Origin of the sequence: Burkholderia sp. Ac-20353, assembly GCF_017104785.1 — a bacterium.
Taxonomy (GTDB): Bacteria; Pseudomonadota; Gammaproteobacteria; order Burkholderiales; family Burkholderiaceae; genus Burkholderia.
Genome location: NZ_JAAGPL010000294.1, coordinates 1 through 7,980 on the forward strand (window position 1 = coordinate 1; position 7,980 = coordinate 7,980).

Consider the following 7,980-nt stretch of genomic DNA (forward strand, 5'->3'; position numbering starts at 1 on the left):
GGCATCCAGCGCGCGCCAGGTCGCACCGTGCCGCTCGAGACGCGCGACGTCGGTGCCGGTCAGGATCTGCACGCGAGCGCCGGCCGCCGCGCATTGCGCGGCCGACAACTCGGCCGGCCGCACGGCGCCACCGTGCGGAAACAGCAGGCCGCCGTGCGCGACCGGCAGTTTCAGATGCGCGCGCGCCGCATCGGCATCGAGCAGCGTCGCATAGTCGGGCGGCACGCCGAGCGCGTCGAACGCGGCGCGTATCCGCTCGAAATCGGCTGCCGATTCCGCGAGATGGATCATCCCGCGCGTGCTGCGCCCGAACGCGTGACCGGCACGTTCGAGCGCGCGCCAGCGTGCGAGCGCGTGCATGAAGCCACTGCGCGTGAGCCGGCTCGCGACGTTGTCATCGCGTGTCATCAGCGGATGGAACACGCCGGCGGGATTGCCCGATGCTTCGGTCGCGATGCGCTCGCGCCGCTCGATCAGCGTGACGTCCCAGCCGCGCGCGGCGAGCCGTTCGACAACCGCGCAGCCGGCGATGCCCGCGCCGATCACGATCGCGCGTCGCGATTCGACCGGCAGCGCACGCGGCGGCTCGTGCCGGCGCATCCGCCAGCGCGGCGCAAATTCGCCGACGAGCATCGCGTGCTTGCCCGCAAAACCGTCGACCTTGCGATACGCGAAGCCGGCATCGTCGAGTGCATGCTTGACCGTGCCCGAGCTCGAATACGTCGCGAATGTCGCGCCGTCGTCGGCGACGCGCGCGAGCGCGCGAAACACGTCGACCGACCACATGTCCGCGTTTTTCGATGGTGCGAAGCCGTCGAAATAGAACGCGTCGGCGCGCACCACGAGCTTTGGCAGCAGCTCGAGCGCGTCGCCGAACGCGAGCGTGAGCACGACACGCCCTTCGTCGAATTCGAGCCGGTGCAGACCTGGCACGAGCATCGGCCACGCGTTGACAAGTTCATCGAACAGCGCGCCGAGGTTCTGCGAGTTGGTTGTGTGCGCAACGATATGCGATGCCGCGCGGCGCAGGTCGTCGCGCGTGAAAGGATGCTTGTCGACCGACACGAAATGCAGGCGCTCGCAGCGCGCGGGATCGTCGCGCCATGCGGCCCAGGTCGCGAGGAAGTTGCAGCCGGCGCCGAAGCCGGTCTCGACGATCGTGAACGTGCGCCTGCGCTGCCAGCGCCGCGGCAAGCCGTTGCCCGCGACGAACACGTGGTTCGCCTGCGCGAGCGCGCCGGCGGCACTGTAATAGATGTCGCCGTATTCGGGCGAGACGAGGGTGCCGTCGTCGCGGAACGCGAGCGTGGCAGGAACGAGTCGGTCGGGCATGCGAAACAAAATACGTGGCAGCCAAGCCTGGCAAGGGATTGCGGCGCGCCACCCGCGCGGTCGTTGGCAAGAACCAACGGCCGTGCGAGCAGGCGGACGCGGCTGCGGATCCTGTCCGGCCGGCGCGGGTCAAAAAATGTGCAGCCAGTGATTCATTCGGCGAAATACCGAAGAAAATCTTTGAAACCCTTGTCGTTATTGGGTTTGCGCTGCGCTATCATAGCAAGCGCCGTACCGCGGGGTGGTCTCCGGCATGCCGGAGGGTGCGCCGCGCGGGCCAGGATTCGGCGCTGTGCCGTCGTAGTCCGACTCTCGACGGCACGGTTCGCGCACGTATAATCGGCGCGTTCGCGCTGTTCGTGTCAAACCTAACCTGAAAAAGGAACCTTAATGAACAAACAGGAACTGATCGACGCCGTCGCCGCCCAAACGGGCGCCAGCAAGGCTCAAACCGGCGAAACGCTGGACACGCTGCTCGAAGTCATCAAGAAAGCCGTGTCGAAGGGTGACGCGGTTCAGCTGATCGGCTTCGGCAGCTTCGGTTCGGGCAAGCGCGCAGCACGTACGGGCCGCAACCCGAAGACCGGCGAAACCATCAAGATCCCGGCAGCCAAGACCGTCAAGTTCACGGCTGGCAAGGCGTTCAAGGACGCCGTCAACAAGCGTTAATATCAGCGCCTGTGCAGAAAAAACCCGCCATTCGGCGGGTTTTTTTATTGCGGCGCGCGGCTTTTTCGCCACAGATCGCGCCGCTCTTGCAAGATTTAACGGTTGTTACGAATGGTGCAGAATCTGCGCATCGCCGTGGTCGTCGTCATCGTGCGAGTCGACATCCCACGCCGGGAACGGGTCGTCGAATGCTGACCATCCCGCTTCACCGAGCGCGAATTCCGCATCGGTCAACAGGCACGCGTCGAGCTTCGCACGCCATGCGTCCATGTCGAGTTCGATGCCGATCAGCACGAGTTCCTGCCGGCGGTCGCCCACCGAACGGTCGTCGAGGTCGCCCTGCCATTCCGCGCGGATCTCGGCGAGCAGCTCGTCGTCGTCCGGCCATTCCGCGCGATCCTGCGCGGCCCACCACGAGCCCGCGGGCCCGTGCCGGCACACGCCGCCCGCTTGCGACAGCGAGCCGGCGATGTCGTTGCGCGTCGCGAGCCAGAAGAAACCCTTGCTGCGCAGCACGCCGGGCCATTCTTGATGCAGCAGCGCCCAGAGCCGTGCCGGATGGAATGGCCGGCGCGCGCGATAAACGAAGTTGCCGATCCCGAATTCGTCGGCCTCGCCGTGCACGTGCGCATGGTCGTGATCATGCGCATGCTCGAGCGATGCGAGCCAGCCCGGCGCGTTTGCGGCCGCGTCGAAATCGAAGCGGCTCGTGTTCAGCACCTCGCGAAGCGGCACGTTGCCGAACGTCGACACGACCTGGTGTGCACGCGGATTCAGCCGCGCGAGGATGTGCTGCAGGCGTGCGAGTTCGTCCGCGCTGACGAGGTCGGCCTTGTTGATCACGAGCACGTCGCAGAACTCGATCTGCTCGATCAGCAGCTCGACGAGCGTGCGATCGTCTTCGTCGGTGGCCGCGATGCCGCGCGCGGCGAGCGCATCGTCGGAGCCGTAGTCGCGCAGGAAATTGAATGCGTCGACCACGGTAACGAGCGTGTCGAGCCGCGCGAGCTCGCCGAGCGACGTGCCGTCGTCGGCGACGAACGTGAAGGTTTCGGCGATCGGCATCGGCTCGGCGATGCCGGTCGACTCGATCAGGATCGCATCGAAACGGCCGTCCTCGGCGAGCTTGCGGATCTCGACGAGCAGGTCGTCGCGCAGCGTGCAGCAGATGCAGCCGTTCGACATCTCGACGAGGCGTTCCTCGACATGCGACAGCGCCTGCGCATCGCGCACGAGCGACGCGTCGATATTGACCGCCGCGAGATCGTTGACGATCACGGCCACCTTCAGGCCCGCGCGGTTCGCGAGGATATGGTTGAGCAGCGTGGTCTTGCCGGCGCCGAGAAAGCCGGACAGCACGGTGACGGGCAACGGCTGGTTCATTGCCGGATTCATAACGATATGCACCAACTAAAAGATGAAACAGCGGAGGAAAAAGCGGCCGCGGCGTGGCCTCTCCGGGGCGCGATCAGCGCGCGCCCGGCGCGGCGCAAAGCTGCGGCGTGAGCCCGCATTGTGCATCAAACGCGTGCCGGCCGGCCGGCGCCACGTCAAGCGCGGTCGCGGCGCCCGCTCAGGGCTGCGGCGGCAGCAGCTTCCACTGCGTGAGGATGCCGGCGATCTGCTTCGCGTACTTGTCGCGCAATGACGGTGTTTCAGAATGATAGGCGCCGACCGCCTGCCACGTGTTGCCGTACCGGTTCATTTTCTGCCGCAGGTGCCACGCGGCGATATAGACGTTCTTGCACGGTTGCATCAGCGTGTCGCGACCGATTCCGTAGCGCGACAGCGTCGGCAGGTGAATCGAATTGATCTGCATGAGACCGTAGTCGGTCGAGCCATTCGCATTCTTGTTCAGCGCGTCGGGCCGGTTATGTGATTCCTGCCACGCAATCGCCCGCAGGATCAGCGGATTGACCTGCTGGTAGCGGGCTGCTTCATCGAAACAATCGGCGCGTGCGTTTCCGCCGGCGAAAGCGGCGCCGGCAGCAATCAAACACGCGATCGAAACGAAGCGTCTGTTCATCGTGCAAGGAAGCGGAAACGGGCCGGGGGCGGGAAAACCCGTGCCCGGAATTCGCGCGACACGCATCGCGTCGCTCGTATCATACCGACAGCAATCGGCGTTGCGTGTGCCACGGCGCCGAATGGCGGGTTATACCGCATTTTCGTTTCAATTCATCCTGAAAATGATTACGACAGGCGCGCGAGCGGAGACCGGTTCCAAATCTTACATTTTGCATACACATGTCCGCATTTCTGTCGTATGTGAGACAGTCCTCGGGTCGATGTGATATTTCGGACATGAAAAACTGCTAATGTCGCTTTTTTCGGATTTGGATCCAGTAATACCGCCGGATGTGGCCTGAGCCGGCATCGACCCATTCATCCATGACAAGAAATCGCTTCGTTATGCGGCGCGTTGCCACGACTCTGATGGTCGCGGGCATCATCGTTTCGCAGGCCGCCTACGCCCAGGTCACGCTCAATTTCGTCAACGCCGATATCGATCAGGTCGCGAAGGCGATCGGCGCTGCGACCGGCAAGACCATCATCGTCGACCCCCGCGTGAAGGGGCAGCTCAATCTCGTCGCCGAGCGTTCGGTGCCGGAGGACCAGGCGCTGAAGACGCTGCAGTCCGCGCTGCGGATGCAGGGCTTCGCGCTCGTGCAGGACCACGGCGTGCTGAAGGTCGTGCCCGAGGCCGACGCGAAGCTGCAGGGCGTGCCGACCTATGTCGGCAACACGCCGCAGGCGCGCGGCGACCAGATCGTCACGCAGGTGTTCGAACTGCATAACGAATCGGCGAACAACCTGCTGCCGGTGCTGCGGCCGCTGATCTCGCCGAACAACACGGTCACCGCGTATCCGGCGAACAACACGATCGTCGTCACCGACTATGCGGACAACGTGCGCCGCATCGCGCAGATCATCGCGGGCGTCGACAGCGCCGCCGGTGCGCAGGTGCAGATCGTGCCGCTCAGGAATGCGAACGCGATCGATCTCGCGGCGCAGCTCCAGAAGATGCTCGACCCTGGCGCGATTGGCAACAGCGACGCGACGCTGAAGGTGTCGGTCACCGCCGACCCGCGCACCAACTCGCTGATGCTGCGCGCGTCGAGCGCGTCGCGCCTCGCGGCCGCGAAGCGGCTCGTGCAGCAGCTCGATGCACCGAGCAGCGTGCCCGGCAACATGCACGTGGTGCCGCTGCGCAACGCCGACGCGGTGAAGCTCGCGAAGACGCTGCGCGGGATGCTCGGCAAGAGCAGCACCGACAGCGGTGCGTCGGCGACGTCGAACGACGCGAACGCGTTCAACCAGGGCGGCTCGTCGCAGAGCGGCAACTTCTCGACCGGCACCGCGGGCACCCCGCCGCTGCCGTCGTCGATGAGCGGCTCGTCGTCGCAGTACGGCGGCTCGTCGTCGTCGGGCGGCGGCCTCGGCAGCGCAGGCCTGCTCGGCGGCGACAAGGACAAGAGCAGCGACGAGAACCAGCCGGGCGGCATGATCCAGGCCGACGCGGCGACCAACTCGCTGATCATCACCGCGCCGGATGCGGTCTATCGGAACCTGCGCGCGGTGATCGACCAGCTCGACGCGCGGCGTGCGCAGGTCTACCTCGAGGCGCTGATCGTCGAGCTGAACTCGACGAACGCCGGCAACCTCGGCATCCAGTGGCAGGTCGGCAGCGGCAACTTCCTGGGCGGCACGAACCTCGCGGCCACGGCCGGCAACGTATCCGGCAACAGCATCCTCGGCGTGGGGGCGGCGGTCGCGACGGGCGGCGCTGCAGGTCTCGCTTCGCTGTCGCAGAACCTCAACCAGGGCCTCAACGTCGGCTGGCTGCACAACATGTTCGGCGTGCAGGGCCTCGGCGCGCTGCTGCAGTACTTCGCGGGCGTCAGCGACGCGAACGTGCTGTCGACGCCGAACCTGATCACGCTCGACAACGAGGAAGCGAAGATCGTCGTCGGCCAGAACGTGCCGATCGCGAGCGGTTCGTATTCGAACCTGACCACCGGTACCGGCAACACCTTCAATACCTACGACCGCCGCGACGTCGGCCTCACGCTGCACGTGAAGCCGCAGATCACCGACGGCGGGATCCTGAAGCTGCAGCTCTACACCGAGGATTCATCGGTCGTGAGCGGCACGACGAACACGACGACGAACCCGGCCGGCCCGACGTTCAACAAGCGCTCGATCCAGTCGACGGTGCTCGCGGACAACGGCGAGATCATCGTGCTCGGCGGCCTGATGCAGGACAACTACCAGGTCGCGAACAGCAAGGTGCCGCTGCTCGGCGACATTCCGTGGATCGGCCAGCTGTTCCGCTCCGAGAGCAAGCAGCGGCAGAAGACGAACCTGATGGTGTTCCTGCGTCCGGTGATCATCAGCGATCGCGCGACGGCGCAGGCGATCTCGGCGAACCGCTACGACTATATCCAGGGCGTGACGGGCGCGTACCGCTCCGACAACAACGTGATCCGCGACAAGGACGATCCGGTCGTGCCGCCGATGCCGCTGGGGCCGAGCCAGGGCGGCTCGCCGTCGATGAACCTGTTCGACCTGACGAAGATGCGCCGCGAGCAGCAGGCCCCGCAGCAACCGCAATCGCAACCGTCGGCCCCGCAGCCACAGAGCGTCCCGCTGCAGACGGTGCCGCAGCAGCCGCTGACGGCCACGCCGGGAGTGTCGCAGTGACCGAGGCGCTCGCGTCCACCCACGAAGGCGCGCCGGACGAACGGCAGGCGCCGTCGCCGCTCGCCGCGCGGCTGTTGCCGTATAGCTTTGCGAAAGGCGGACAGGTCCTCATCGCGCATCAGCACGACGACACGCTCGAAGTGTGGATCAGCGAACGCACGAACGACGCGGCGCTCGCGGAGATCGCGCGCAACTTCGGCTCGATCTCGGTGCAGCGCTTGCCGGCCGACGAGCTCGCGCACGCGATCAACCAGGCGTATGCGCGCCAGGACGGCAGCGCTGCGCAGGTGGTCGGCGAAGTCGAAGGCGAAGTCGACCTGTCGCGGCTGATGCAGGACATCCCCGAAGTAGAGGACCTGCTCGAATCGGAAGACGATGCGCCGATCATCCGGATGATCAACGCGCTGCTCACGCAAGCGGCGCGCGAACAGGCATCGGACATCCACATCGAGCCGTTCGAGAATGCATCGGTGGTGCGCTTTCGCGTCGACGGCACGCTGCGCGACGTCGTGCGTCCGAAGAAGGCACTGCACGGCGCGCTGATCTCGCGGATCAAGATCATGGCGCAGCTCGACATCGCCGAGAAGCGTCTGCCGCAGGATGGCCGCATCACGCTGCGGGTAGGCGGCCGGCCGGTCGACGTGCGCGTGTCGACGCTGCCGACCGGGCACGGCGAGCGCGCGGTGCTGCGTCTGCTCGAAAAGGATGCGGCGCGCCTGAACCTCGAAGCGCTCGGGATGGGCCGCGACACGCTTACGCAATTCGACAAGCTGATTGCGCGCCCGCACGGTATCGTGCTGGTCACGGGCCCGACGGGTTCGGGCAAGACGACGACGCTATATGCGTCGATGTCGCGGCTCGAGACCGCGACGACCAACATCATGACCGTCGAAGACCCGATCGAATACGATCTCGGCGGCATCGGCCAGACGCAGGTGAACGAGCGGATCGGGATGACCTTCGCGCGCGCGCTGCGCTCGATCCTGCGCCAGGATCCGGACGTGATCATGATCGGCGAAATCCGCGACCTCGAAACCGCGCAGATCGCGGTGCAGGCGTCGCTGACGGGCCACCTTGTGCTCGCGACGCTGCACACCAACGATGCGGCGTCGGCCGTCACGCGTCTGACCGACATGGGCGTCGAGCCTTATCTGCTCGCGTCGTCGCTGCTCGGCGTGCTCGCGCAGCGGCTCGTGCGGCAGCTCTGCCCGGTCTGCAAGGAAGAACGCCATGAAGACGGCCGCACCGTGTGGCACCCGGTCGGCTGCGACAAGT

At 65.9% G+C, this 7,980-nt stretch carries 7 protein-coding genes; 4 read left to right on the forward strand and 3 right to left on the reverse strand.

Annotated elements, in window-relative coordinates; translation table 11 throughout:
- On the reverse strand, positions 1-1,332 hold a 1,332-nt coding region (gene mnmC, locus G3N94_RS38290), incomplete at its 3' end, for a bifunctional tRNA (5-methylaminomethyl-2-thiouridine)(34)-methyltransferase MnmD/FAD-dependent 5-carboxymethylaminomethyl-2-thiouridine(34) oxidoreductase MnmC (protein WP_205799408.1).
- Between the two features lie 14 nt (positions 1,333-1,346).
- Between mnmC and G3N94_RS38295 the strand changes: the two genes are divergently transcribed.
- Positions 1,347-1,709 carry a hypothetical protein gene (locus G3N94_RS38295; RefSeq protein ID WP_205799409.1) on the forward strand — a complete coding sequence of 121 codons (363 nt, stop codon included), beginning with the start codon at positions 1,347-1,349 and terminating at the stop codon, positions 1,707-1,709.
- Between the two features lie 13 nt (positions 1,710-1,722).
- Complete coding sequence (locus G3N94_RS38300) at positions 1,723-2,001, forward strand: HU family DNA-binding protein (RefSeq protein ID WP_006401505.1); 279 nt, start codon at positions 1,723-1,725, stop codon at positions 1,999-2,001.
- Positions 2,002-2,106: 105 nt separating this feature from the next.
- Here G3N94_RS38300 and G3N94_RS38305 read toward each other — a convergent pair whose 3' ends face one another.
- On the reverse strand, positions 2,107-3,396 hold the full coding sequence (locus tag G3N94_RS38305) for a GTP-binding protein (RefSeq protein WP_205799410.1): 1,290 nt from the start codon (positions 3,394-3,396) through the stop codon (positions 2,107-2,109).
- Between the two features lie 178 nt (positions 3,397-3,574).
- A complete protein-coding gene (locus G3N94_RS38310) occupies positions 3,575-4,027 on the reverse strand; it encodes a lytic transglycosylase domain-containing protein (protein WP_205799411.1) in 453 nt (150 codons plus the stop codon).
- A gap of 365 nt (positions 4,028-4,392) precedes the next feature.
- Between G3N94_RS38310 and gspD the strand changes: the two genes are divergently transcribed.
- Both gspD and gspE read left to right on the forward strand, forming a co-directional pair.
- Entirely contained in the window at positions 4,393-6,705 is a 2,313-nt protein-coding gene (gene gspD / locus G3N94_RS38315; RefSeq protein WP_205799412.1) for a type II secretion system secretin GspD, read from the forward strand.
- The coding region (gene gspE / locus G3N94_RS38320) for a type II secretion system ATPase GspE (RefSeq protein WP_205799413.1) at positions 6,702-7,980 on the forward strand (1,279 nt) is incomplete at its 3' end. The genes gspD and gspE, both read left to right, overlap by 4 nt.